Raw genomic sequence first — 25,769 nt, 5'->3', positions numbered from 1 at the left:
GCGACGCCTCCCTTCCTATTTATCGTCTTTTTTGCCGGATGCGCCGGCCAGGGTAAAGAAAAATCCAAAAATGGCGAGGATCACGCCGATCACCACGGAGCTGCTGGAAGCGAGGATCAGCGCGATGCCGAATAAAATTGCGGCGATACCCAGCAATTGCAGCCGAATCTGATTCATTCCACATGCTCCTTTCTGCTCAGGCCGCCCTTGACGCGGAACAGCCGGCGGCGGGCCGGAGTTTCCGGGTCGCAGCGGCGGGTGAAGAACCAGTAAAAGCCCAGCAGCAGGAAGCCGCCCAGGCTGACGAGCGCGCCGAGCTTCAGCCCCGGCGTTTCATAAGTAAAGCGGATGGTGCTTTCGCCCGCGGGGACGCGCACCGCCACAAAGCCGATGTTGACCTGTTCAATCTGCGCGGACTGTCCGTTGACCTGTGCGCTCCAGCCGCCCTCGTACGGCACGCTGAAAAAGACCAGACGGTCCTTGTCCGCCGTAATGGTGGCGGTAAAGCCCTGGTTGTCGCGCGTAAAAGAGGAGCAGGACATGCTCCGGCGCGCCAGGCAGTCGGCATAGTAGCCGGACTTTGTATAGGTGACGCCCTTGGCGTCTTCAAAGTGGTTGAGGATATCGCCGTAGCGCAGTGCCTGCTCATCGTCCAACACCATGGTTTTGAGCAGGAGCAGATGCCTGTCGTCCTGCGGCGTGTTTTCATATTCCTCTCTGGTGATATAGCTGTCGTAACAGAAGCCCATCGGAATATAGTACGTATTTTCCCAGATGTCAAAGCCATTGCGGGTATCGACAAAACTCCAGCCGGGCATTTTGGTTTCCTCATCCTCTTCAAAGGATTTGCCGGTTTTGACAGGATCCAATAGCCAGCGGCACGAGGTAAAGCTGCGCAGGCCGTAATATTTGACGTCTGGCCGGGAGGCGACGTCGCGCTGCACGCCGATGGTGGGGTAAAATTCCATCAGGGAGCCGGGCACGATGCTGTGAAAGGCCTGGATGGTGGGAAGCTGGAAAAACATCGCCTGGTTGTCCATGCCGTCGTAAACGTCGATACGGCTGTTTTCCATGCCCTCCAATTGCAAGTCTTTGCCGCTGTTGAGCGAGTAGGGCAGCATGTGGATGTGGTTGTCGGCGCTCTGTGTTTTTCCCAGTGCGATGAAATACAGGGAATAAATCACGGTGATAACCGCGACGCCGCACATGCAGGTTTTGGCAAACTGCGTTACCCATCTTTTCCAGCGCCCGCGCGGGATAAATACGCGGCCGCGCGCCAGTTCAGCCTGCCTGCGCAAACGGAGGAAGGGCAGGTTCCGCAGCAAAATGGTAAGCAGCAGCAGGCTGAGCATGGCAATCGCCACATACGCCCAAAAACGGGAGGGATATGCTTCCAGCCCGATGCTGAAGCTTTCCACCCCGTCCGTCGTCTTGGTCTGGACCATCAGGCCGATGGGGAGGGCGATGCCCAGTGTGATGCCGGCGGTCCATTTGATCGCGCGTTTCCAGTCGGTTTTTTCATATTCCAGGGAAGTCAGCGTGGCCAGCGTCATCATCAGTGTCAGCATATAGAACCAACGCGCGTAATAGCTGGAGTTAAAGAGCTGGAACGCGGAGTTTAAAATGGGCACAAACGCCATCAGGAACAGCAGGGGCAGCATGGTTTTGACCCAATGTTTGCGGCGGCTTTGCAGCAGGCCGATCACACCGGTCATGCTGAACAGCGGCAGCCAAGCGCCCAGGGAGGCCCACTTTGACTCGGAGTCGGGGGTGAAGTTGGGACGTGCGGGGATGTCCGGCGGGAAGAAAAAGCATTCCAGAATGTGGACGTAGCGCTGGTTCCATCCGTAGAGCAGCGCGCCCCAGCCGCTGGGCGGATTGTCCACGCGGGGATTTTGAATCACGCAGAGAATCGTCGGAATCAGCAGGACGCAGGAACAGAGTACGCCGAGGACCGCCTCGCAGAACAGAAGCAGAAAATCGCGGAGGGAAATTTTCCAGCTCTTGGTGAGCAGGCGCAGAAAAAAGTAAATCAGGCAGAATGCCACCTGCCCAACAAAGAAATAATAATTGACAAAGCAGCAGGTAAAGACCATCAGGGCGAACACGCCGCGCCGTTTTGTGGCCATATACTCGTCCAGCGCCCAGAGCAGCAGGGGGAAGAAAACGATTGCTTCATGAAAATGGTTGAAAAAGATGTTATAGACGGAGAACCCGGAAAACGCGTACAGCATGCCGCCCAGCACGGCGTAATCCGGCGTTTTGACATAGCGTTTTAAGTAGATGAAGCCTGTAAGCGATGCACAGCCGAATTTCAGGATCAGCAGCGGCCCCATCAGGTAGGGAACGGCCTCGCTGGGGAAGGGGAGCGTCAGCCAGAAGAACGGGCTTCCCAGCAGGTAAAAGGAATAGGAGCCGATAAAATTGGCGCCCAGATCGGTTGTCCAGCTCCAGCCGATGTTGCCGCTGCGGATTGCGTCGTGGCACATCTGGTAGAACGGGACCTGCTGCACGTTAAAGTCGCCGTAAAACAGGAAATGCCCGTTGTCTAAAATGATAAACGGGAGAAAAAACACAAAGGAAATCCCCATGCCGTAGAGCAGGGCTTTCCAATAATAGCCGGAAGCTTTTTTGGAAAAACGCAGTCGCGTCACAGAATCACCTGACTTTCTTATTTTCGCGGCGGATCGCCGTTTTCTGTTGGGAGAGTGGAAATTTTACCCACAAGATGGTATCATTATAGCACACTCAATCTGCAATCGTCCCTTTTCAGAACGGAATTTGTATTCTTAAAATTTGCAGCTGAAAGAATCCCCTGTTGTTACAAATGTCAGAAGTTTTGCTCATTATAGCATATTCGACTGACGGAACAAAGCAAAATATGCGGACGGGACCGGCGCGGCAGAGCACTTGCGGTTTTGAAAAGCCGCCCGGAGGAAGTAACTTTTTGGCACGTTGGATCGTCTAAAGTAAAGATTGGGCCCACCGGGCCGCGGACAGAGGGAAAGAGGATGTCACATTTTTTTGCCATGTTATCGAGAATGAAATATATCGACCGATGGGGCCTGATGCGCAACACCCGGCGGGAAAACTTGTGCGAACACAGCTTTGAAACGGCGGTCATTGCCCACGCGCTCGCCGTTTTGCGCAATACGCGCTTTGGCGGAAACGTCAGCCCGGAGCGCGCCGCCGTGCTGGCGCTGTTCCATGACGCGCCCGAAATCCTGACGGGCGACCTGCCCACACCGGTCAAATACTACAACCCGGAGATCCGCGGCGCGTACAGGGAGGTAGAACTGGCGGCGGAGCGCAAGCTGCTGCACATGCTGCCGCAGGATATGCGGTCTTCCTATGCGCCGCTGCTCTGCGAAGGGGAAGAAGATGCGGAGCTGCGCCGGCTGGTGAAGGCGGCGGATAAGCTCTCCGCGCTGATCAAGTGCGCGGAGGAACGCGGCATGGGAAATACGGAATTCAGCAAGGCCGAATTATCCCTGCGCCGTGCGGTACAGGAGATGCACCTGCCGGAGGCGGATTGCTTCCTGGAGGAATTTTTGCCGTCCTATGCGCTGACGCTGGACGACACCTCGGTGGAAGTGGGGCCATAAATACCGGAAAACAAATTTGCTTGGGGTTGCCCAGTCCCTGCACGCGTTTTGAGAACCAGGATAAGCGAAAAAACCGGCGGTTTTCCGGATATGATAAAAATTTGTCGTTATTTGAAAGCAAACGGCCATTTCATTTGTGTTGCCATATAGGGGCTTTTTTTTTGCAGAATGAAGCCGCGGCGTGACCGCTCTGCCGCCGTCCTGTTAAAAATGAGGTGCTTGTTGATGAAAAAAGCCGTAAACGCTTCCTGCTGCCTGCCCACGGGAAAGCCGCCGTAGGAAAGGAATACCTCTTAAAAGCATCGCTCGTAATTTTGCATATAAAATTTTACAGGAGAATTGTTTTTTCGCCGGAATCCGGTATACTATACCTGTTATGCGTGAATTTATCAACGGCCTTCGGGCCGCGATCTAAGGAATGATACTGTGAACCAAACGACCAAACAAAAAAGAATGCGTCTGATCCGGAACATTGCCGTGCTGGTCCTGAGCGTGATCATGCTGATCGGCGGCGTCGGCTGCGTATATGTGGACGTGATGCTGGGACAGATTATCTATCATCCGCTGGAGGAACCGTCGGAGCTGCCAAGTGTTTCCCTGCCGGAAATTTCCGGAACCAGCAGCGGGACAGAAAGTACCGCCAGCGAGGACCCGATTCTTGGGGAGCTCGGCACCTTGGGCGGCTTGTACCACGACGATGCGATCACCAATATTTTGCTGCTGGGTGTGGACGATTACCAGTCAAACGACGTGGGCCGCAGCGACAGCATGATGCTGGTTTCTGTGGACAAGCGCCACGAAAAGCTGAAGGTCACCAGCTTCATGCGCGATCTGTACGTGGCGATCCCCGGATACAGCAGCAACAAGCTTAATGCGGCGTATCCGCTTGGATATTCGAAAAATGGCCCCGGCGGGGGCGGAGCACTGGCGGTTTCCACGATTGAAGCCAATTTCGGCGTGGATATCGACCGTTTTGTATTGGTGAAAGATTCCGCGTTTAACGAGATTATTGACAATTTGGGCGGCGTGGAGATCACACTCACCGCGGCGGAGGCCCGTCTGGTTAACCAGTATTCCGGCGATTCGCGCCGCAATCTCAAGGCGGGGACGTTTAACCTCAGCGGCAAGCAGGCGCACTACTATTCCCGTATCCGCGCCATCGGGGACGATTTTGAGCGCACGGAGCGTCAGCGCAAGGTGCTCGCCAGCCTGGTTGATAAGTTTAAGACGGCGGATATTGGAACCATTAACAATGCGCTCTATAAATGTTTGGGTCTGGTGGAGACCAACATGACCAAGGATGAGATTTTATATCTCGCGGCAAATTCCCTGACCTATATGAATTATGAGATGCAGCAGCACCGCGTTCCCGGAGATACGGAGTATTACAACGCCAATGTGGCGGTGGGGTCCGTACTCGTGCCGGACCGCAAAGCGTGTTCCAAGTCGCTGGCGGAGTTCATCTTTGAAGACGATCTGCCGGAAAAATCATAAAAATTACAGCAAAAAAGGATTTGGGACCAAACGGTCTCAAATCCTTTTTATGTTTTTTGTGTAGCTGCATCCGATAAAAAGAAAACAGGTTCCAAACACAAAATGGTTTATGCACAGCAAGGGAGAAGCTGTAATGGGGGGACGTTTGACTTTTCCACAGGCCGATATTAGAATAAAAGCAAACCAATTTGCATTTCTTTGCTTTAGGCGGATCAAACGTACGGAATAAAACGGAAGCGGCGGAGGGATCCTGTGAAAATTGAGATAAAAGAACTGAAAAAGTCGGATGTACCAAAGGCGATCCAATTTGCGATCACCGGGATGCACTTCAACTGGTATTTGGACAGCAAATTCTTACTCAACCTCTACGGAAGATATTTCTGGTATTTGGAGATTACCCGCGCCACGCAGGTGCTTGCGGCATATGTGGACGGTGTGTTTACGGGCGTACTGCTCGCGGAAATGAAAGGCGAGAAGAAAATGCAGCCGTCTTTCTGGAAGCTGCGCTATGTCAAACTGTTTGATGCATTGCAGCGTGCTTTTTTTAAAGGCGGCGCGGGTGTATACGATGAGACCAACAAGGCCATGCTGGCAGAATATCTAAAAGACCATTCCCCCGACGGGGAATTGATCTTTTTGGCCGCCGACCCGGACAGCAAGGTCAAAGGAATTGGAAGCGCGCTTCTCTCCGCGTTTGCGCGCAGAGAGAAGGGCAAAACGATCTATCTGTTTACGGATGACGCCTGCACCTACCAGTTCTATGAACACAGAGGGTTTGAACGCTCGTGTCAGACAAATATCGTCCTCGATATGGGCAAAAAGCAGGTTCCCTTAAAATGCTTCATTTACAGTAAGACACTGTAATGACGCATTCGGGTTGAACGGATCAAACAGGGAAGGGGGACGCCTGTGAAACCGCGAAAAGAAACAAAAGAGACAACGACCGTGCGGGAAAAAGTGCTTGGCACGGCCATTCTGGCGGCGGCGACGGCGCTCTTTGTGGCCTTTACCGTATTCCTGGGCCGTCCCCTGCTGGAGATGGCGCAAAACCCGGAGGCCATGGAGACCTTTTTGGCAGAATGGGGCGCGCTGGGCCGTTTGGTTTTCATCGGCATCCAGATGCTGCAAAGCCTGCTGCCCATTCCGCTGGAGCTGACCACCGTGGTGGGCGGCTATGTATTCGGCCCGGTGGAGGGCACGCTGCTGACCATGTGTGCGGTACTGCTGTCCACCACGCTGATTTTCCACATCACCAAACGATGGGGCGCCAAGCTGCTAAATCTGTTCTTCCCGCCTTCCCGGCAGAAGAAGCTTCGGATTTTTCGCAATCCCAGATTGCGGAATGCGCTGACCTGGGTGATGTTTTTGATACCCGGCACGCCGAAGCGCCTGTTTGTCTTTTCCGCGGGTCTGGTCCCGCAGAGCTTCGGCAGATTCCTGCTGATTTCCACCGCTGCGCGCCTGCCTACCATTGTCGCCTGTAATTTTGGCGGCCATGCGATCGGAGAAGGGAAATACGAACAGGCGATTATTATATTGGTTATACTAATCGTATTGAGCATTGTGGGCGCTTTCATTTATTGGGCAGTCAGCAGGCGAAAGAAAGGCCGCTTATGACGGGTACAGGATGCGGGAAATTTTGTCCGCGTCTTTTTTCAGGACGTAGACATAGTACATCGCGGGAATCCGCAGCGGCGACGGTTCACCGCTGAACCGCTGGCGGCTGGTGGAATCCCCCGGCAGGGGTGCGGAGAGTGCGCGGGGAGCCTTGACCTGATTCTTGTAGGGGATATGATGTTCCCGTAGGGCGTTGCACAACTTGGCGCTTTCCTCGCAGGAAGCGCCGCTGTAGACGAGTTTCCATCTCCAGAATAACAGCATAAGAATCCCTCCACGCTTTTTTCTTTATCATAACGCCGGGAAATTTCCTTGTCAACAATTTGTCCGGATGTTTGAGCGGAGGTGAAAAAGTTTCTCATAAAGGGTGAAAAGAATGATACAGGACCGGGCTGGCGTAAGGGAGATCAATATACATGGCATGACGGCGGGCGATGCAAAACGCCGCCTGGAGCAGTTTTTGACAAAGCTGCCAAGCGGCGTTTCAGAGGTTGTGGTCATCCACGGGTACAATGGCGGAAAGATCCTGCAGGAGATGGTGCGCCGCCGGTTGAAGCATCCGCGCGTTCGGGCCAAGCTGCTCAGCTTGAATCCGGGCGAAACGCATCTGCTCATAAAGGACGCGCCGGAGCGTCCCCGTCATTGCAATCGTGTAAACGAATAGCGCATCACACGTTGCAGGCGTTCCCGCCCTTTTTTGATGTGTTTGGATACGGTTCCGGCGGTCAGGCCCAGGATTTCCGCCACCTCGTTGACGCTTTTACGGTCAAAGTAGCGCAGTGTGATGCAGGTGCGCTGGCGTTCGGTCAACTCCCCCTCAATTGCATTGTGTAAGGTTTGCAGGATCCGGCGGTATTCCGTGTCGGCTTCTTCGCCGCCCTGCGGCGCGACAAGCCTGTCCCCAAAGAGGTCGAGGCTCAAATTGGACTTTCGTCTCATCGTCTTCCTCCGTTCTCAATCAGGAATTGCCCGGTGTGCAGGCAGTCCAGGTACATGGCGTACAACAGTGCGATCCGCGCGCTGTACGCATCGGTTTGGGAATCGTCTTTCTGTTTGGCTTCGCGTCGGAGGCTCCGGACGCGGTCTCGCAGCCGTTCCGCTTCCTGCAAATAGGCGTTCCCCCAATCAATATAGTTCATGGTATGTTCTCCTAAAAGTATCTTTATAAGATATCGCATCTTTATGTTAACACCTCGGGTGAAAAATGTCAACCTAGAGGTGAACAAATGTTACCTGATTTTTTTAAAAAAACCCTTGACAAAATGCAAAAGAGTGCGTATACTATAGTACAGAGTTACAGGACAGAACAATCGTAAGTTTGCGCGATATATTTGAATAAGCGCCATGCACTTTGCATACTGTCAGGATTGACAGTCGGGTCCGTAAATTCCAGCCATTGAAGAGCAATCTTCAATGGCTTTTTTATTTTAACATGTAAAAAACGCTCCGGTGGAATCCGGAGCGTCAGAGAGAAGCAACCCATTGATCGGGCACGGTATCGCAATTGGCAAGATGCGTAAAGATTTGGCAGGCTATAAGCGCCACCCCCTGCTCTTCGCGGGGAAAGCGCTCGTATCCTGCCAATCTTTATGTTTAAAACGCACATTGAACACCGGCTTTTTTGTGTGAGTGGTTTTCACGGAATCATGGCAGGTATCGGTATTCAAAAACGTTCAGATGCTTTTGCGGCAAAGATTGACGGAAATGTTTGAACCGCTATTGGATCTCCCTTAGCTCCGCAAATAAATCTCTGGTTTTTTGGCTGTCATGGAAGCTGATGTAGAGATTGACGCCGCTGTTCCGCTCAATGAATATGGTGGGCGATGCATCCGCATTGACAAAAAGTTTATGTTTTCCTAAACTTGCCGATTCAAAATTCCCTTTTAATGTGCTTCCAATACCGCCAAAGCCGTTGGTTCTTCTGCCGATGCCGATTTCCCGCATGCTTTTTTCTACCAAAGTCAGATTCTTCACATCGGCAAAATCAATTTTCATACCATACATGCCGTGAATCTGGATCTGTTGGTCAACCAGTTGAATATCTGGTTCTTTGATGCCGAAGAATAATAGAATCGCGCAGACAGCGAGAATGACGATGGTGAGAATCGCCTTACTATCAGTCCATATCCATTTTCTCTTTTCGGTCATTTGTCTTTTCCTCCGGTTCGTTGGTTTGGGGGCGTGGGATCGGTTTTTTGTATCATTGGCAAATCAGGAGAGCAGGCTGCTGACCAGCAGGGAGACACCGTAGATCACCGGCTGGTGCAGCACATAGATCACCAGCGCGTGGCGGCCCAGCCAGGAGAGGAAAGGCACGCGGGACGGATACGTCCATTCGGGGAAGCGCCCCTCCGCGGCGAGCAGGCCCAGACTGGTCCCGGCGAAGAAGACGAACATCCAGGGCAGCAGCGGAAAATAGTCCGCGGAATAAAACGCATGGGTGTGGAAACCCAGCGGCGCGAGCCAGTCGGTGGCGTACAAAGCGGCGGGAAGGGAGAAAGAAGCCGGGCCGATCCCGAGTGTTCCGGAGCCGGCCTCCCGGGTGAGCAGGTACAGGACGGCGCATACGGCGACCGGCCACCATTGGAATTTGCGGTCCGAACGCAGCAGGAAACGCTGTGCCAGGCCGTACACGACCATGCAGACGGCGAGAAAATGCAGGATGCCAAAGGTGATCCGTTCTTCCGGCACCACCAGCCAGGTAGCCAGCGTGACAACCAGTGCGACCGCGGCCAGCTTCAGCCCGCGCCGGGTGTTGGAGCGCGACAGATTGGAGGAAATGCCGGAGATCAGAATAAACAATCCTGCAAACCATGGTTCCGCGGGCATGAAGAAAAACAGCAGCGTTTTGCCGATCGGCAAATTGAACAGGTATGCGAGCGTATAAAAAGCGTGGTAAAAAACCATGCAGAGTACGGCAAAACCGCGCAGCTCGTCCATCAGGTAAATCCGGCGGCGGGGGGATGCAGCTTCCATGGGGCAATCTTCCTTTCTGATGATGAAATGCGCACGAAAGGGAAACCTTTCTTCAAGGCGCTTTTTTTGTTATAATAGACCGGTAAAACAAACCGTAAGCCATTATAACAGGAAGTGGAGGCAAATACAATGAATGGAAAGACATACACAAAGGAATTTACGGTGACGCCGGAGCTGCTGGCAACCGCCGTCGGGAGCGGCAGCGTGGACGTGCTGGCAACGGACGTGCTGGCAACGCCGATGGTCGCCGCGATGCTGGAGGGCGCCGCCGCCGCGCTGGCGCAGGAGGATTTGGCGGAAGGCCTGACCACCGTCGGCTCCCGGATTGACATGGAGCACCTCTGCCCGACTCCCGTGGGGGTGAAAGTGAGCGCCACAGCGGAACTGACCGCTGTGGAGGGCCGCGTATATCAGTTCCGTTTGGAAGCGAGGGACAACGCGGGCGTGATTGCGCGTGGGACACATACGCGCGTCAGCGTCAAAAAGGAAAGTTTTCAGGCAAAGGCGGCAGCACGGGCGCAGCAATCGTAAAATTTGGCAAAAAACCGCCGTGGACAGATTATTTGATGGACAAATGGAAACGAGTGGTGTATAATATTGTCTAATGTGCTGAAAATGCCGTAATTCAGGGTGTGATGAAACGCCCATTGATTTAAGGAGCGTGTAAAATGAAAAGACTCAAGAAGTGCCTGGCCGCAGTGATGGCTCTGGCGATCATGGCGACGGCTACCGCGTGCGGTGGAACGGACAAGACCTGGGCAATCAAAAACGACAATCTGACAGTGCCGATCGGCGCCTATATCTACAACCTGTATTCCGCGTACCAGCAGGCGGACAGCCAGAAGGAAGACGGTTCCAAGCCGGTTCTGGAGCAGCAGATTGAAGGCAAGGACGCAGCAACCTGGATAAAGGACAACGCCCTGCGCCAGACAAAGTCCATTCTGGTCATCGACGACAAGATGAAGGAATTTGAGCTGTCCCTGACCGAAGACGAGGTCAAGCAGGTCAACAACCAGACGGCGAACAACTGGACGTACATCGGCACAGAGATGGATACGTATGGTGTGGCGCAGTCTTCCTTTAACTTGGCGTACTCCGATTATTATGCAAAGTACAGCAAGGTATTCGATGCAATTTACAACAAGGGCGGCACGCAGGAAGTGCCGGAAGCCGATATTAAGGACTACTTTGTAAAGAATTACACGGCGTTTTCCTATGTGCTGGCATCCCAGTACGACATGACGACCGGTGAAGCGATGAGCGACGAAGAGGTCGAGCAGGTTGACAAGGATTTTAAGGAATATGCCGATAAGATCAACGCGGGCGAGATGACCATTCAGGAAGCCGCCACGGCATACAAAACGTCTTCCGGTCAGGAAACCGAGCAGCTCAACACCGGCGTGGAGGACTTTGTAAAGAATCCATCCTCGTATCCGGAGGAGTTCTCTGCGGCACTGAATTCCATGAAGAACGGCGAAGCCCGCATGGTTGACGCCGCCGGTATGTATAAGATCCTGCTGGTCAAGGACGATGTCACCGCGAAGGTACAGGAGCAGCTGGACAACGACACCAACCGCCAGAATATTCTCATCGCGATGAAGAGCGACGAGTTTAAGGACACGGTGAACAAGTGGACGGACGAATACCAGGGTGTGACGATCAACGAAGGCGCAATCAAGGACTACAACCCGACGATGTTTGTGCCGAAGGAATCTTCCTCCGCGCCGGTTTCCTCCGAGGAGGAAACACCCTCTGATGAAGGCGGCGAGGAATCTTCTTCTGAGGCCGCGTAAAAGTGAAGGTTTAAGGGCTGTTTTGTAACAGCCCTTTTTTGTTCCCTTGCGGGTTGTTTCTTAAATGTGTTTTTCCGCTTTTCTGAAAAGCGGCGGGATCAAAGGGCAGGGCCCTTTGCCGTTCTCCGCAGAGAACGGAACTCTCTTCCTAAGAAGAGCGAGTGATATGGTTCTTTACGGACTTTTTGTATTGCTAAGTGAATTTCCGGAGCTGTTGCAGAATACAAGCTGCAACCGCTCTTTTTTGCCTTGTCAACTACAAACATCTTTGTGATAATGCAAGTTCCTATGTCAAATGCTATACTGTCCTTCGGGAGGGAAGGATATGTATCGGAATATACGGGATTTGCGCGAAGACCATGATTTAAAACAGAGGCAAGTTGCTGCGATTATCCATATATCGCAAAATCAGTATTCAATATACGAGCGCGGATTGAGAAACATTCCGGTTGACCGCCTGATGCTTCTCGCGGATTTTTATCATACCAGTGTGGACTATTTACTGGGACGCACGAACATAAAACAACTGTATCCTGCAAAAAAGAAACGACGGTAGAGGATGCATGGTAGAGTATAATTTTTTTGAAACGGGATGAAATGATAGATTATGTAAATATATATGTTTTTGTTATAAAAATAAACAGGGGGCTGACGCACAAAAAATGCGTCAGCCCCTTATCAATAAAAATACATTCTTCTTTGTAAAGTACCATATCACTCGTTCCCACTCGCTCTTCTCAGGAAAAGAGTTTCGCTCCTTGCGAGGAGCGACCAAAGGCTCTGCCTTTGGAAACTGCCACCTTTTGGAAAGGTGGATAAACGTGTTTTAGCCATTACCTGTAAGCTGAAAACTGGTCTTCGCCGTAGGCACGAGCTGACCGCAGGTCCCGCCTTTTGGAAAGGTGGATAAACGCGTTTTAGCCATTACCTGTAAGCTGAAAACTGGTCTTCACCGTAGGCGCGAGCTGACCGCAGGTCCCGCCTTTTAGAAAGGTAAATAAACGCGTTTAAGCCGTTATCGGTAAGGTGAAAATACATTTTAAATAATAGCTTATTTTAAGTTTACACCGTCGGGATTCGCAAAGTAAATATCATACCAGATCAGGAACACGTAAATCGTCCAGATTTTGCGGTTGTTGTCGCATTTGCCGTTGAAATGCTCGTCCAGCAATGCAACCAGTACGTCCGTGTTAAAGAACTGTTTCGCCGTGTCGCTGGTGAACGCCGTCTTGACAATGTCGTAATATTTCTGCTCGCGCAGCCAGACACGGGTAGGGACCGGGAAGCCCAGCTTCTTTTTCTTCGCCGTCGCGTCCGGCAGGTGGCGCATCGCGGCCTTGCGCATCGCGTATTTGGTATTTTCCTTGTTGACGCGCAGGCGGCGCGGCAGGTGAGCCGCCACGTTGAAGACCTCTTTATCCAGGAACGGCACGCGCAGCTCCAGCGAGTTCGCCATGCTCATGCGGTCGGCTTTCAGCAGGATGTCGCCAGCCAGCCAGACATTGATGTCCAGATACTGCATTTTGGTCACGTCGTCCTTGCCCTGCACGCGCGCGTAGTACGGCTTGGTCAGCTCCTGCGGGCGGGTAATCGGGATATCGCTTTTCAGCAGCTTCCGCTTTTCTTCCATGGTAAACATGCTGCAATTGCCGATGAAGCTTTCTTCGATCGTCTGTGCGCCGCGAATCAAAAAGCTTTTGCCCTTAAAGCGGAACGGCAGCGCTTTTGCAATCCCGGCCAGGCATTTCCGCAGAAACAACGGGACTTTCTTGTATCCCGCCAAATCGTCCGGCTCGTGGTAAATGTTGTAGCCGCCGAACAACTCGTCCGCGCCCTCGCCGGAGAGGACGACTTTCACGTATTCGCTCGCCATTTTGGAGACAAAATACAACGCGATGCACGAGGCGTCCGCCAGCGGCTGGTCCATATGGTACTGCACCTTGCGGATGCTGTCCCAGTATTCTTCCGTGGAAATGACTTTATAATGGTGTTCCAAGCCGACTTCCTTGCTCAGATTTTTGGCCCAGTCGATCTCATTATATTTTTCGCCGTAGTCGAAGCCGACGGTGAAGGTTTTCTGCCCCTTGAAATAGGTGGAAACATAACTGGAATCCACGCCGCTGGAGAGGAAGCAGCCAACTTCCACGTCGCTAATCTTGTGGGCGTTGACGGAGTTTTCAAAGACTTCTTCAATCGCGTCCACCGCCTGTTCCTCGGTCATGCTGTCGTCCGCGTCAAACTGCGGCTCCCAGTAGCGGGCCGTCGTCACTTTGCCGTCCTTGTACCAGAGGTAGTGGGCGGGCATCAGGCAGAAGACGTTTTGAAAAAATGTCTCCGGGGGAGGGGAATATTCAAAGGAAATGTAATTGTCCAGCGCGTGGAGATTGAACTTCTTTTCAAAGCCGGGGAACTCCAGGATGCTTTTGATCTCCGAGCCGTAGACAAAGGAATCCCCCACCTGGGTATAGTGAATGGGCTTGATGCCGAAGTAGTCGCGCGCCAGGAACAGGCTGTGATCCACCGTGTTCCAGATGGCAAAGCCGAACATGCCGCGCAATCGGTTTAAAAGCCCTTCCTGCCACTCCTCAAAGCCGTGGACCAGCACCTCGGAGTCGGTCTGGGTATAAAACTGATGGCCCTTTTCGATCAGCTCTTTGCGCAGGTCCTGATAATTGTAAATCTCGCCGTTAAAGGTGAGGGCCAGCGTCTTATCCTCGTTGTAAATCGGCTGGTCGCCCGAACTGCTGATGTCGATGATCGAGAGGCGGCGAAAGCCCATCGTCACGCCGTCTCCGGCATAAACGCCGGAGCTGTCCGGCCCGCGGTGGGTGATGACGTCGGTCATATTTTTAATTACGCTGTCACGGTCGACGATCTCGCCCGTGAACCCGCAGATTCCACACATAATTGCACCTCACTCTATGACAGTTATTCGTCTTCCTGATACTTTTCCAGCAGAAGCTGTGCCAGCGCGCTGTCTACGGTGGCAAAACCGTCCTGCTGGGGACCGAGCTCCCGTACGATTTCCAACGCCTTATAATACGCGTCCATGCGGGTGGTTTTCATAACAGGCTGTGGGTTTCCTTCAAAGAAAAACACGAACCCGATGCGGTTTTTGTCCTCGTCGTAGAAGGAAAAATAGCCCTCGCGCGGCGGTTTGCCGTCCTTCTTCTCCACCACGGAGGAAAGCGCCAGCTTGACCAGCTCCGCCGCACGGTCGTCAATACCGGATTCAAATAGCAGGATTTTTTCTTTCATCCCGGCCAGAGAGGAGACCGTGCGTTTCCGCACGCAGTTGATCTGCGGGAACGTCTTGTCCACATCCAGCTGAGCCAGTTCTTCCGCGCTTCCGTTGGGAATCAGATAGACCATGAATTTGCGGCCCTTATCGTGGTACAGGCAGGGATACGCCATCTGCGCAACGTACCGGCAGGAAGGACATGTCCAGTTAAACAGGGTTTCCTTGAGCACCTGCGTGCGCAGGTTGGGGTTGACCTCGGCGTTGATACCCGGCCACATCGGCGTTTCCACCTCCGCGCCGCACCGGGGGCAGCTCACCGCTTTGGTGATTTCAGTTGACATGCGCGTTCACATCCTAGTCTTTCATAAATAAAGGAAAATCATACCACAAAGTTGCGTGCAGGATGATTTTATAGATCTTCGTTATTCCGCAAAAGAGGTAAGATTCGTTTGCGGCATTGTAATATTCAATCATACCCGGTTTAAACAGGCATGATTCAGTATTCATGTAATTATAACACAATCGCATACGCCGCACAACAAGGCGGAACCGGTCGACAGGTACTACAAATTTTTAACTGTTCATTTTGATAAAATTGCGGTATAATAAAGACGAATATAGATTCACCGAAAATCGGTGCGTAAATAGCCGCTTTAAGCGGGCCGGAGGGGAAAGTATGAATATTTTCAATGTGATAGGCAGTGAAGTCAGCAAGGCAGTTGATTATGTCGTGGAGAAAAATCGCAAAACCGCGATGATTAACCGTCTCCGGGTTGTAATCAAAAATGAACGTGAGAATACGGCACGCGCATATGTCGCGCTGGGGAAATATTATATGGAGCATCTGCGGGATGCAAACGACGAGCAGGCCGAACAGCTCTGCCAGGCGGTGGAAGAGAGCGAACGCCGCATGCGGAAGGCGTTTGACAAGCTGGACGAGATCACCGCGCCGACGGAAGAGGAAGACGACGCCTGTGCGGATTGCAACGATGACTGCGATATCTGCCCCTATTATGAGGATCTGAACGAAGTACAGCGTCAGGAGCTCGCCCAGAGCGGAGAGACCGCCGACGAAGAGGAAAGCGACGTTGCGGAAAAGCCCTTTATCAACCTGATGCACGATGAGGCTGCCGCAGAGGAGGAGCGTCTTGCCGCGGAGGAGTCCGAGGAAGCAGATCCGATCCCGCCCACAGTGACAGCGGGCAAAGAGGATATTTTGGGCGAGGCGGCAGAGGACGAACCGGAAGTATGAGCAATAAGGTCATGTTGGGAATGAGCGGCGGCGTGGACAGTTCTGTCGCCGCTCTTTTATTGTTAAAAGCCGGGTACGATGTGACGGGTGTGACCATGCGCCTGCGCCCGGACGCGTATATGCAGCAGTGCGCCGCGGGCGGCTGCTGTTCGCTGGATGACATCGATGACGCGCGCCGCGTGTGCTATCAGCTGGGAATCGACCATCTGGTGTTGAATTTCACGGATCGCTTTGAAAAGGACGTCATTCAGTATTTTGCGGATCAGTACGCCGCGGGCCGTACGCCGAACCCGTGCATCGCGTGCAACCGCCATTTAAAATTCGACGCAATGCTGCAAAAAGCGCGTTTGCTGGGCTTCGATTCCATTGCCACCGGGCATTATGCGGTCATTGAGCAGAACGCGCAGGGGCGGTGGCTGCTGAGAAAAGCGCCTGCCAGCAAGGATCAAAGCTATGTGCTGTACTCTATGACACAGGACCAGCTGGCGCATACCCTGATGCCCCTGGGCGCGTACACCAAGCCGGAGGCCCGCAAAATGGCGGAGGAAGCCGGCTTGCAGGTTGCGCACAAGCCAGACAGCCAGGAAATCTGCTTTGTGGAGGACAATGACTACGCGGGTTTTCTGGAGCGGTTTACAGGGGAGAAGGCTCCCGCGGGCGACTTTGTCGACCAGGATGGCAACGTCCTGGGAAAGCATTTGGGAATTACCTATTACACCATCGGGCAGCGCAAGGGGTTGGGAATTGCATTCGGCAGGCCAATGTATGTAACCCATATCGACGCGGAACACAACCGGATCACTTTGGGCGAAGAAGGCAGCCAGTATGCGGATACGCTCGTTGCGGAGGATTTAAATTTTATTCCGTTTGATGTGTTGGGCGAGCCGCTCCGCGCGCAGGTCAAGGTCCGTTATCAGGCAAAGCCGGCGCCGGCCTTGCTTTCCCCCATGGAGAACGGGCGCGTCCGTGTCACCTTTGATGAAGCGCAGCGCTCTGTCACGCCCGGGCAGGCGGTCGTTTTTTACGACGGCGACCTTGTCCTCGGCGGAGGAACAATTGTAGATTGAAAAAACGGCTTACGGGACCGGCAGTCAGGCTCCATGCAAGAGCCTGTGGGTTGAAATCACATCACAAAACCGCACTCCCGATTTGCACAGTGTCGTTTTCAGCGATTTTTGCGATGGGTGATGAGAGACAAACCCTCTGTACGGAATGGGACAAGGCTCCACAAACCTTGTAGAAATAAAGCGTTCGTCAGTGCCCAAATGGGTGCTGTGCGTAGAAATGTGATGCTTAGCAACGCACTTTGCGCTGTCTGGCTCCTTGGGGCCAGTGGATTGAAATTGGGATGAGGCCGCGAACACGGGACAGGTTCCTTGCCAGGCCCAACTGGGCCTGAGGGTTAAAATGTGGAAGAAGCCCGCGGGTTCCAGCATCTGTGTTTCCGATCAGTCGGAAGGACAACCGCCCCATATCCTGTTTGTAAAATCTTTTTGCAAGGAAGATATTGTATATTTTGTAAAAATATGGTATTCTTATAAAGAAAAGGCGATATAGTAGACATTGGACGGTTGGTCCCTCTGGATTCTGGAGGGAGACGTTTTCTTTTCCCTCCATAGAGAGGGAGTGAGGCAGATGCAAGTTACATTCCCGGAGCTTTATCAGTTTTGCAGTGTCATGCTGGGTTTAGCGACGTTTGTCTGGACTGTAGCCACTCACATAAAAAAGAAATAACCGCCCTCACGTCCAAATGAAGCGGTTATTTCTCAGCTAACGCAAAGGACGAGCCGTCTGCACGGTATCGCCTTTTCCTTTTTATTATAAGCCGTAAGGGAAGCAAATGTCAATTATTACCATCTGCTTAACGCGGGTGGGAGGCTCGATTCCTTAAAATGATAGTACCATTGATGCCGCTCTGTTTTTGTCGGAATTGCTCGCCTGCTGCAGCGTTGGTGAAGATAAGGTTCCGGAATAAAGAAACAGGTGTTGATCAAGCAAACTTTATTCATGGACTTTGGTCAAAACTGCTGGGTATTGTGGGGTGTAATCCCCACCTGCCAGTGTTCAGAAGTCTTAATCGCTTAGTCAGGCCCATGCGGGTCTGTGGGTTGAAATGCGGGGATGGCTCGGCCTTTCCATGCGCTGGATGTCAGCATCCAATGGATACTGTGGGTTGAAATCCCATTTTTTCAGACCTTTACGCATTGGTGAAGAAAGCAACGCCCACGGAGGTGCTGTGGGTTAAAAGGGTAAGCAACGTAATAAGGTCGGCTTTCCTATCAATGCTGTGCATTGAATTCACGAGTGGGCGAACATTCTGATACAGTGTCAGCGTTTACGAGGGAGCCGGGGATTGCAATCAGATTTCGACTCTATAAGCCGCGGTCTGTTGGTCAGGCCCCATGTGGGCCTGTGGGTGAGGGCGAGTAGAAGCGAAGAATTAGAAAAAAGGGGCCGCTGTTCCAGAATGGAACAGCGGCCCCTTTTTACATATAGGAAAGATTATGAAATGGTTACCGTGCAGTGAAGAGCCGGATTTTGCTCCGGGAATTCCGGCCGGGACGCGCTTACGCAAGTACCATTTTAGGCGATGGTAGCAACACAATGAACCTGCGGTCAGCACGCATCCATGACGGTTTTCTGAATCAGCCTGTTTAAAATCTCAACCAATCGTTACCGTGCAATGCTTTTGCGGTGCCCCGTTGGGCAATTGCGTGTACACGCCCGTGCTCTGGCCCGGTGTACCGACCGCCCATACGCGGTAGTAATAATCGTTGCCGATCTTTGCGACAAACTGGGTCTTCAGCACACTGCCGTTGCCCACGGTAAAGCTGGGCACGTCGCTCTCCTTGCCGTTGACGACCGTCATCTTGAAGCAGTAGGCCGCGCCTCGGTTGAGGGCGAAACCGGCGGTGGTGTCGGAACGGACGGACGCGGTCACAGCCGGTGTGGTAGTCACAGGAGTTCCTGCCACCGCATTACCGGAGGAACCGTACCCGTTGCCGGAAGAACCAGCGCCGCTCGGTCTGCTGTTGCCACCGGAAGAACCGGAACTGGAAGAACCGGCGTTCATGGCGCGGGTCAGCTTGCTGTGCGCCGCGTCCACTTCTTCCTGTGAGGCTTCCGAATTGGACAGTACGCGGTTCGCATCGTCCAGCGCTTCGTCAAATGCTTTGCGTTCCGATGCGCTGAATTTAGAGGTGTTCAGGCTCTCTGCTTTGGTGACAAGCGCTGTCAAAGCACTCTTATCCGGTGTCAGGCGCATGTCCATGATTGCCGTAAGCAGTTCGTCGGCAGCCTTGTCAATGTCCGCCTGACTTGCGTTTGCATTGTCCAGAACCTTTTGTGCGTTGTCGTAGGCGAGCAGGAATGCCGCCTTGCCAGTCTCAAGATAAGCGTCCAGATTGCCGTGGATTTCTTCGGCCTGTGCAAAGATACTGCTCAGGTTTTCCTTGTTGACGGCATACTGCAGGTCTTCAACGGCCTTGAGCAGTTCGTCGTGCGCCTTGGTCACGTCGACGGCGAGCGCATTGTCGCCCAGCGCCACAATTTCCTCAGCGGCTGCGCGTTTTTCCAGGTAAACATTCCAGCTCTCCGCGGTGAAGTCGGCCTCATTCAGTGCGTCCGCGTTGGCGAGAAGGTTTTGCAGCTTGGTAAGGTCGCCCTTTTCAAAGCTCAGGTGCTGGATGCAATTCAGCAGGTCTTTCCACGCGCCGTCAATTTTATCCTGTGCGGCGGTCTTGTCGCCGGCCACCGCCTGCGCATGTTCCAGAGCCTTGTCGAATTTCTCCTGGACAATGGTAACGGCGTTGTTGTATTCCTCGCCGCCCTTGAGCGCAAGCGCAGCGTCGATGATGCTGTTCAGCGTCTGTTTGCTGACAACGGTGAAGGTAAAGCGGAGCTGTGCCGCATCCGCGATGGTGCCTTCGTATACAAAAGAAGTGGTGTCGGTATCCTTGTCAAAGACGACCGGCTTGCCGTTGATGGAGATTGCCGCGAACTCCCTGCCCTCAACTCTGGGGGCAAAGGTCAGCTTAAAGGTGCTGTCGGCCGGGAGCTGAGCGGTCAGGCTGCCGGTGATATTGGCAAGGCCTGCGTCCACGCCTTCCGCTTCCACGGAGACGGACTTTGCAGGGAAGGTGACGGAGAGGTTGCGGTCTCCCGGAATCGGAAGCGCATCCTGGGAAGTGGTTTCGTTGCCGTTCAACGTATTCTGGAACAGCAGGTAGTACGCGGAAGCGGACCAGCTGAAGTTCTTGGTGTGCAGGCCGACGCCGGTTTCCGGGTTGTAGTTTTCACGAATGGGGCCGTCGCCAAGGAGTCCTTCCGCATGGTCAAACAGGCGATAGGCCGCGTCCTTAGCCTCCTGGGTGTAGCCGTAGTTTTGCAGGGCCTCTACGCCGTACAGGGCCTGATCCATCCACACGGGGCCTCTCCAATAGCGGTTGGGGTCGTATTTGTCATTGTCCTTGGATGCGGTCGGGAACGGCATGTAGAGGTAGAATTTACCCTCGTCCAGCATATTCTCTACCACATCGTCCGCCATTTCCTGTGTGGCCATCTTTGCCCACAGCGGGATCCAGCCTTCCGTCCCCTTGCCGCGGTTGACGAGCAGTTTCTTGGTCTGGCCGTCTTCGCTGGTCTGCAGGTCGTAGTAGAAGCCGGTCTCCTCGTCAAACATCATGGTGTTGACATAGTCGCGGACCTTTGCAGCCTCTTCTTCGTATTTTGCGGCGTCTTCCTCGTAGCCCAGCTCTTCCGCCATGGCCTTCAGGAAGCCTTTTTCCGCGTACAGATATGCGTTGAGATCCGCGGATTCCTGGTTGATGGTATAGCCGACGGTTTCACCGCCGTCGTTCTTGACTTCAAAGACATGGACGCCAATGTCGTCCGGACCGTTGCCGTCCTTGTCAAAACGGGTGGCGTTGTCCATGCCGCTTTCCCACGCGGCGGCCTCGATCACGGCATCCTCATCAAAGAGCTTGTTGCCGTTTTCGTCGGTCTTTATGGAACCGTCGCTGTTGTACTGGTAGTGTGCGTCGTGCACCATGCCGCCGTATTCCGCAATGCCGTTGCCGTCAATGTCGCGGTTGGTATACCACCAGTCATGGTAGGCGACCAGCTTGGGATACATTTCACGCAGGAATTCAATATCGTGGGTCTGCTTGTAAACGTTGTAGACAGACCAGGAAGCCAGCGCGGGCTTGGAGTTGCGCTCGTTCCAGTTGCCGCCGTCGCCGCCGCGTTCCGGGCCGACATTATAGAAGATACAATCGATGATGGTGCCGGCGTCCTGCGGACGGATTGCGTCTTCTTCTGTGATCTGATAGTCAAACAGCGCGCGGATGTTATCTTCCGCCAGGTCGCCGTTGAAGTGCGCGGTGGCAACCGCCTGTTTCCAGGAATCCCATGCCCACATACCGACAAACCATTTGTAGGAAGTGGAGGGAACGACGCCATCGTGTTTCAAAGCGCCCGCAGCGCTCATCCAGTTGGTGGACAGCGTTTCCATGGACTTGACCGCGGCGTTCTTGTAAGCCGCGTCGACGTCCGCGCCGTCGATGGTATCAATGTACCCCTGCCAGCGGCTGGTGTTCTCTGTAAAGTACGGTGCGCCGTCCGCCAGCATGTCCGCCGCCGCTTCCTTTTCCGCCGCCGCTTCGTCCGCGGTGAATGTGTAGCTCTGCGTTTGATAGGTGGTGAAAACGTCGTCCGGATTGACCGTAACCGGCTCGTTAAACGTGGATACATAGCTGAGGCCGTCTTCAGCGACTTCCGTTGTCACCGCGCGGTCGAAGCGGATGTTGAATTTGTTTTCTTCACTGGTCAGCAGATTCCAGGTGCTGCGGATCGTCTCAAAGGAAACGGATACGCCGTCGTCCTCTTTTTGCAGGGAAGTGCCGAGCGCCGCACCGCGGGTGCCGTAGGTGTTAAAAATATCGCCCGCCTGTTTGAGGGTCAGCTCCAGCGCCTCGTCTGTTTTGTTCAGGATGGAGGTGCGGATGAGAGCCGTGCGGTCGCTGGAGAAAATCAACTCCAGTTTGAGATCAAAGTCGTCCATCTCATAGGTCTGCACCAGTTTGCCGGGGTAACCGTTGACCGTCGCCTTCGCGGTGGACAGGTCGTATGCGGTGCCGTCCGCACGGACGATCTGCCACTTGCCGATGCTCTCCGACAGATTGATGGGGTATTCCTCCGCGATGATCATCGGGCCGGCGAATCCGCCGTACAGGTCGGTTGCGTCCTGCGGATGCAGATAGTAACCGTGCCATGCGCCCATGTCAGAAAAGTTGTTGTATTTATTGGTGTCATAATCCCCATACATGCCGGGGTCCGGGATGCCGGTCACATTCAGAACGTTTGCGTAGCCGATGGACTCCGCGTCCAGCAGGCTTGCGTTGGTTTTGGCGGATGCAACAGCGCCGGGAATGGTGCTGGTCAGCATCGCCGCACAGAGGGACAGGGCGAGTGCGGAACGGTGGAATTTCTTCATACGATCGCCTTCCTTTCACATACCTTTTAAAATCCTTCGTTTTTTACAAGTCTGCGATAGGCTGTAAAAACGATCCCCCTTTCCTGCCGCTAGCAGACGGTTTGCCATAGATTGGATAATCCAAATAAATGAAAAAGTGGACTATTATGTTAATCTAATTAACTCAACGCCTGTATTCTAACAGTTTCGATTTCCGATGTAAAGAGGTTTTAAAAAAGTTCACAAAGATTGGATATGTTGCCAGAAGGAATGATTCGGGATTGTGAAAAATGCGCTTCAGTATAATACCACAGTACCGGACTTAACCTCGCAAGCACACTCAAAACTGAGCTGTTTTTGGGTGGAACAGTCATAAATAGAATAAAATGTAAAGGAATCCGTATCGTCCGCAAGGATATATTTTGCGATGATAAAGCGGTCCTCCACGCAGGTGATAAAATCGCCCAGTTCCTTGCTGTATTGTACCTGCAGGCCGGAATTGAGCACGCCGTCCGCCTCAATGCAGTCGCCGCAGTCGGAAATTTTATAGGCGCGGCCATCCTCCGTATCGATGCAGAAAAAGGCGTCCGGCTCGTCCTCCTCCAGGTTGAGCTGTGCGACGATGCGCCGCTTGCCGGTGCGTTTGCTGACGGCGCACAGGCGCTGGTCGTTGGAGGGGAAGTGCTTGACGCGGAAGTAAAGGTCTTCGTCGTTCATACCGGCATAGCGCACCAGGCCGCTGGTGCCGGCGCTCAGGATCAGTTCCATCGGCGTGCGGGCCTCCCCGGCTTTGATGGACACGACGAAATCGAACAGCGGGCAGAGCCAGACATTGTCGTTGACGTGTTCGCCCAGCCAGCGCATATTCCGGTAGCATTTGTACTTTTCGTGTTCGTCGCCGTGCGGCTGAAGGACCAGCAGCTGCCGCTCGCCGTCCAGGTCGTAGGAGATCAGCTCGCAGGCGGAGGCGGCGCAAATGCGCGGGTCCCGTATGTAGTAGTAGGCTTCCTCGTCCAGATCGAACAGGAGCGCTACGCGCTGATATCCGGTCAGCTGGCGGTAGGCCGCGAACAGCTCCGTGTGGTCATCGTCCTCCGTGGTGTAGATGACCACGCGACCCTCGTCCAGCGCGGCGCATTCGGAAAAACTGCCCACCAGGCTCAGCACGACGCAGCTTGTCTCCTCGCCGGTGAGTTTGTCGATGCGCAGAATTTCAATTTTCCCGCCGCCGTCCTCCAATACCACAATGATTTCGTTCGGAAAGCTGAAATAGTGCTGCGTCAGGGAGGGTTTGTCCAATATATAGTTGGCCAGGATGCGTTCGCGCCGGGTCACCCGGTTGTATTCCAGAAGGAACAGGCTGTTGTGGCCCTCTTCGGTTTTTTCTTCGGCGTAATAAATCAGATGGTCGCTGATCTCAATCAGCTGGTCATTGCAGCTGGCAAAGACATTGCGCAAATCCACAACTTTCATGGTTCCACCTCCTGGAAATGTTAGGATTATTATATCATATTGATGAACGGTGAAACAGTCCAAAACCGTCGTTATTGATGGTTAATATGGTCCCATGTTTTCTTAATGACGGAAAGCAAAGCTTCTGGTCACCAAGTGGGGTTATTCAATCATGCCCTTCCTGCAATACGGTTCGTATAATGCGGCAATTCCTTGAACAAGCATCCAGCTGGCATGATTCAATATTCGCTCAGGCGTCAAAATCTCTGATTTTGGTAACGCTGTGCGGTCATTATACCATAGAGAAAAGTAGAATGAAACAAAAAGAAGGGCGCGCCGCGGCATGCAAATAGCAGCAAACGGCGCGCCCTTTCGGCACTTTTGCGGGGATTCTGTCAATTGGAGGCGGGACGGAGCTTCCTCCCGTCAAAACGGTCCAGCACATGGATGAGCGCCACAGCCAGCACGGCGGTGATGACCATCTGCGGGAGCATGTAGGTTGCGTTGTAGGAGAGGGAATAGAACCACACGGGCCAGCCCTCCGGGGTGTAGTCCTTCCAGACGGTGCAGCCGGATGTAAAACTGCACAGCAGGCGGATCAGAGAAACAATACAGGTGCCCACCGCAACGCTGACCGTGCGGTTTTTAAACGGTTTGCCAAAGAAGGAGGCCGCGCCGAGCACGGTGAACGCGATCACGTAGTCCAGCAGGATGACAACGGCGAAGGCGCCGAAGGTCTTGGCCGGGGGCACGTCAAACCGCAGGAGCATCTGCAAAAGGCTGTGTGTAAACGCGGCGCCGATCCCCCATTTGGGGCCGCGGTGGAACGACAGGAGCACAAGCGGAACGGACGCGCAGGTGATGGAACCGCCCATGGGCATCTGCCACAGCTTGAACAGTTCCAGCACGGCGGAAAGGGCGATCATCAGCGCGCTTTCCACCAGAATGACGGTGGTGCTGTCTTTTTTCATGGTTTACCCTCCAATGCGGCAAACGCCGCGTTCCGCCTGTTCCCGGCCGGCGGCGCCGAAGATATTGAATCCGGGTGCAAAAAAACGCCCCGCGATATGCCGCGGGGCGTTGTACGCTTGCTTGCTCCCTACGCTGGCATTATCCAGATCAGGTAAAAGGTTAAAAGGCGGTAAAGCGCCTTTCTCTCAGCCGGGCAAACCCCAGCACCCTTGCGAACGCTTGCGCGTTCTGATTCAGTTCTTAACTATCATACCGCGTTGATACGCGTTTTGTCAATGTTTTGTCGAATAAAGCCGCGGAAAAAAGGATGGACTTCGCAGAGGAAACATGATAGAATAGAACCATCGTTTGATTCATCAAAAACAACACAACAGGAGGATTTTATGAAAATGACAAAACTGGTAAAAAACATCGGCGTCCTGGCGCTGGCGGCCCTGATGATGCTGACGCTGGCGGCCTGCGGTGGCGGCAATAAAGAGGAAGAAAAGTGGGAGCAGGATGTCACCGTGATCATGGAGGACATCACCGCATCCCAGACCGCGTTTAATACAGCACTGGCGAACATCCAGCCCGGCGATGAGGCTTCCCAGACCGCGATCCTGGACGCGATTGCAACGTTGGAAGGCGATTTCGCAAAGCTTAAGGCAGTAGAAGCGCCGGAGAAATACAAGGACGTACAGGCGAAGTTCAACACCGCGGCGGATAAGGCGCTGGAAGGCACCGCGGCGTTTAAGGAAATGGCGAACAACCTCGGCGACGGCGGCGACATGACCGTTGTCAGCGATAAGCTTTCCGCCGGACAGACCGCGTACGAAGCGTTCCTCACCCTCTGGCAGGAGGCGCTGGACGACCTGACCGCGCTGGTCACAGCGTAAACAAAAAATAGAATGGAAAA

The 25,769-nt window shown here is 53.5% G+C and carries 24 protein-coding genes and 1 riboswitch; of the genes, 11 read left to right on the top strand and 13 right to left on the bottom strand.

Translation table 11 applies throughout. The features are described 5' to 3' along the window. Positions 1-15: 15 nt before the first annotated feature. Both BN2106_RS15930 and BN2106_RS00965 read right to left on the bottom strand, forming a co-directional pair. Positions 16-177: a hypothetical protein gene (locus tag BN2106_RS15930; RefSeq protein WP_154666374.1), complete on the bottom strand. Its 162-nt coding sequence runs from the start codon at positions 175-177 to the stop codon at positions 16-18. Beyond that, positions 174-2,654 carry a YfhO family protein gene (locus tag BN2106_RS00965; protein ID WP_050696706.1) on the bottom strand — a complete coding sequence of 827 codons (2,481 nt, stop codon included), beginning with the start codon at positions 2,652-2,654 and terminating at the stop codon, positions 174-176. Before BN2106_RS00965 ends, BN2106_RS15930 begins: the two co-directional genes overlap by 4 nt. A gap of 357 nt (positions 2,655-3,011) precedes the next feature. Here BN2106_RS00965 and yfbR point away from each other — a divergent pair, with 357 nt between their 5' ends. After that, positions 3,012-3,605, top strand: coding sequence for a 5'-deoxynucleotidase (gene yfbR, locus BN2106_RS00960; RefSeq protein ID WP_050696705.1), 594 nt, complete (start codon positions 3,012-3,014; stop codon positions 3,603-3,605). A 107-nt stretch (positions 3,606-3,712) separates the two neighbouring features. Here the strand turns inward: yfbR and BN2106_RS16350 are convergent, their stop codons facing one another. Then, a complete protein-coding gene (locus BN2106_RS16350; protein WP_195891741.1) occupies positions 3,713-3,868 on the bottom strand; it encodes a hypothetical protein in 156 nt (51 codons plus the stop codon). Between the two features lie 163 nt (positions 3,869-4,031). Here BN2106_RS16350 and BN2106_RS00955 point away from each other — a divergent pair, with 163 nt between their 5' ends. From BN2106_RS00955 to BN2106_RS00945, 3 genes are all read left to right on the top strand, one after another. After that, the gene (locus BN2106_RS00955) at positions 4,032-5,099 is read left to right on the top strand and encodes an LCP family protein (RefSeq protein ID WP_242846219.1); all 1,068 of its coding nucleotides are present in this window, start codon (positions 4,032-4,034) and stop codon (positions 5,097-5,099) included. Positions 5,100-5,351: 252 nt separating this feature from the next. Further along, entirely contained in the window at positions 5,352-5,963 is a 612-nt protein-coding gene (locus BN2106_RS00950; RefSeq protein ID WP_050696704.1) for a GNAT family N-acetyltransferase, read from the top strand. 45 nt (positions 5,964-6,008) lie between these two features. Beyond that, the gene (locus tag BN2106_RS00945; protein ID WP_050696703.1) at positions 6,009-6,716 is read left to right on the top strand and encodes a TVP38/TMEM64 family protein; all 708 of its coding nucleotides are present in this window, start codon (positions 6,009-6,011) and stop codon (positions 6,714-6,716) included. On the opposite strand, the gene BN2106_RS00940 is transcribed toward BN2106_RS00945, so the two are convergent. After that, a complete protein-coding gene (locus BN2106_RS00940; protein ID WP_050696702.1) occupies positions 6,711-6,980 on the bottom strand; it encodes a hypothetical protein in 270 nt (89 codons plus the stop codon). The genes BN2106_RS00945 and BN2106_RS00940 overlap by 6 nt on opposite strands. Positions 6,981-7,092: 112 nt before the next feature. On the opposite strand from BN2106_RS00940, the gene BN2106_RS00935 reads away from it, so the two are divergent. Further along, complete coding sequence (locus BN2106_RS00935; protein ID WP_050696701.1) at positions 7,093-7,380, top strand: Smr/MutS family protein; 288 nt, start codon at positions 7,093-7,095, stop codon at positions 7,378-7,380. On the opposite strand, the gene BN2106_RS00930 is transcribed toward BN2106_RS00935, so the two are convergent. The 4 genes from BN2106_RS00930 to BN2106_RS00915 form a co-directional block, all read right to left on the bottom strand. After that, complete coding sequence (locus BN2106_RS00930) at positions 7,356-7,655, bottom strand: RNA polymerase sigma factor (protein ID WP_050696700.1); 300 nt, start codon at positions 7,653-7,655, stop codon at positions 7,356-7,358. The genes BN2106_RS00935 and BN2106_RS00930 overlap by 25 nt on opposite strands. Then, positions 7,652-7,855: a hypothetical protein gene (locus tag BN2106_RS00925; protein WP_050696699.1), complete on the bottom strand. Its 204-nt coding sequence runs from the start codon at positions 7,853-7,855 to the stop codon at positions 7,652-7,654. Before BN2106_RS00925 ends, BN2106_RS00930 begins: the two co-directional genes overlap by 4 nt. A 577-nt stretch (positions 7,856-8,432) precedes the next feature. Continuing rightward, on the bottom strand, positions 8,433-8,864 hold the full coding sequence (locus BN2106_RS00920) for a hypothetical protein (RefSeq protein WP_050696698.1): 432 nt from the start codon (positions 8,862-8,864) through the stop codon (positions 8,433-8,435). Between the two features lie 63 nt (positions 8,865-8,927). Continuing rightward, on the bottom strand, positions 8,928-9,692 hold the full coding sequence (locus tag BN2106_RS00915) for a heparan-alpha-glucosaminide N-acetyltransferase (protein ID WP_050696697.1): 765 nt from the start codon (positions 9,690-9,692) through the stop codon (positions 8,928-8,930). 129 nt (positions 9,693-9,821) lie between these two features. On the opposite strand from BN2106_RS00915, the gene BN2106_RS00910 reads away from it, so the two are divergent. From BN2106_RS00910 to BN2106_RS00900, 3 genes are all read left to right on the top strand, one after another. Next, entirely contained in the window at positions 9,822-10,223 is a 402-nt protein-coding gene (locus BN2106_RS00910) for a thioesterase family protein (RefSeq protein WP_050696696.1), read from the top strand. A 137-nt stretch (positions 10,224-10,360) separates the two neighbouring features. After that, on the top strand, positions 10,361-11,485 hold the full coding sequence (locus BN2106_RS00905; RefSeq protein WP_050696695.1) for a hypothetical protein: 1,125 nt from the start codon (positions 10,361-10,363) through the stop codon (positions 11,483-11,485). A gap of 295 nt (positions 11,486-11,780) precedes the next feature. Beyond that, on the top strand, positions 11,781-12,041 hold the full coding sequence (locus tag BN2106_RS00900) for a helix-turn-helix domain-containing protein (protein WP_330379704.1): 261 nt from the start codon (positions 11,781-11,783) through the stop codon (positions 12,039-12,041). A 495-nt stretch (positions 12,042-12,536) separates the two neighbouring features. On the opposite strand, the gene asnB is transcribed toward BN2106_RS00900, so the two are convergent. After that, entirely contained in the window at positions 12,537-14,390 is a 1,854-nt protein-coding gene (gene asnB, locus BN2106_RS00895; protein WP_050696693.1) for an asparagine synthase (glutamine-hydrolyzing), read from the bottom strand. Positions 14,391-14,413: 23 nt separating this feature from the next. Next, positions 14,414-15,067 carry a CpXC domain-containing protein gene (locus BN2106_RS00890; RefSeq protein ID WP_050696692.1) on the bottom strand — a complete coding sequence of 218 codons (654 nt, stop codon included), beginning with the start codon at positions 15,065-15,067 and terminating at the stop codon, positions 14,414-14,416. A 335-nt stretch (positions 15,068-15,402) separates the two neighbouring features. On the opposite strand from BN2106_RS00890, the gene BN2106_RS00885 reads away from it, so the two are divergent. Both BN2106_RS00885 and mnmA read left to right on the top strand, forming a co-directional pair. Then, positions 15,403-15,978 carry a hypothetical protein gene (locus BN2106_RS00885; protein WP_050696691.1) on the top strand — a complete coding sequence of 192 codons (576 nt, stop codon included), beginning with the start codon at positions 15,403-15,405 and terminating at the stop codon, positions 15,976-15,978. Beyond that, entirely contained in the window at positions 15,975-17,045 is a 1,071-nt protein-coding gene (gene mnmA, locus BN2106_RS00880) for a tRNA 2-thiouridine(34) synthase MnmA (protein WP_050696690.1), read from the top strand. The genes BN2106_RS00885 and mnmA overlap by 4 nt, the downstream gene beginning before the upstream one ends. Before the next feature lie 1,595 nt (positions 17,046-18,640). Here the strand turns inward: mnmA and ygjK are convergent. The 3 genes from ygjK to thiT form a co-directional block, all read right to left on the bottom strand. Further along, positions 18,641-22,471: an alpha-glucosidase gene (gene ygjK, locus BN2106_RS15465; protein ID WP_074017364.1), complete on the bottom strand. Its 3,831-nt coding sequence runs from the start codon at positions 22,469-22,471 to the stop codon at positions 18,641-18,643. 276 nt (positions 22,472-22,747) lie between these two features. Then, positions 22,748-23,923, bottom strand: coding sequence for a hypothetical protein (locus BN2106_RS00870; RefSeq protein WP_050696689.1), 1,176 nt, complete (start codon positions 23,921-23,923; stop codon positions 22,748-22,750). A 374-nt stretch (positions 23,924-24,297) separates the two neighbouring features. Continuing rightward, on the bottom strand, positions 24,298-24,873 hold the full coding sequence (thiT, locus tag BN2106_RS00865; protein ID WP_050696688.1) for an energy-coupled thiamine transporter ThiT: 576 nt from the start codon (positions 24,871-24,873) through the stop codon (positions 24,298-24,300). Positions 24,874-24,981: 108 nt separating this feature from the next. Further along, positions 24,982-25,095: riboswitch (TPP riboswitch) on the bottom strand. A 162-nt stretch (positions 25,096-25,257) separates the two neighbouring features. Between thiT and BN2106_RS00860 the strand changes: the two genes are divergently transcribed. Continuing rightward, positions 25,258-25,749: a hypothetical protein gene (locus tag BN2106_RS00860; RefSeq protein WP_050696687.1), complete on the top strand. Its 492-nt coding sequence runs from the start codon at positions 25,258-25,260 to the stop codon at positions 25,747-25,749. Positions 25,750-25,769: the final 20 nt, after the last annotated feature.

The sequence above is a fragment of the Anaeromassilibacillus senegalensis genome, from assembly GCF_001261775.1.
GTDB lineage: Bacteria > Bacillota > Clostridia > Oscillospirales > Acutalibacteraceae > Anaeromassilibacillus > Anaeromassilibacillus senegalensis.
Note: the sequence above shows the minus strand (reverse complement) of the source record. Positions and strands in the feature narration are given on the sequence as shown.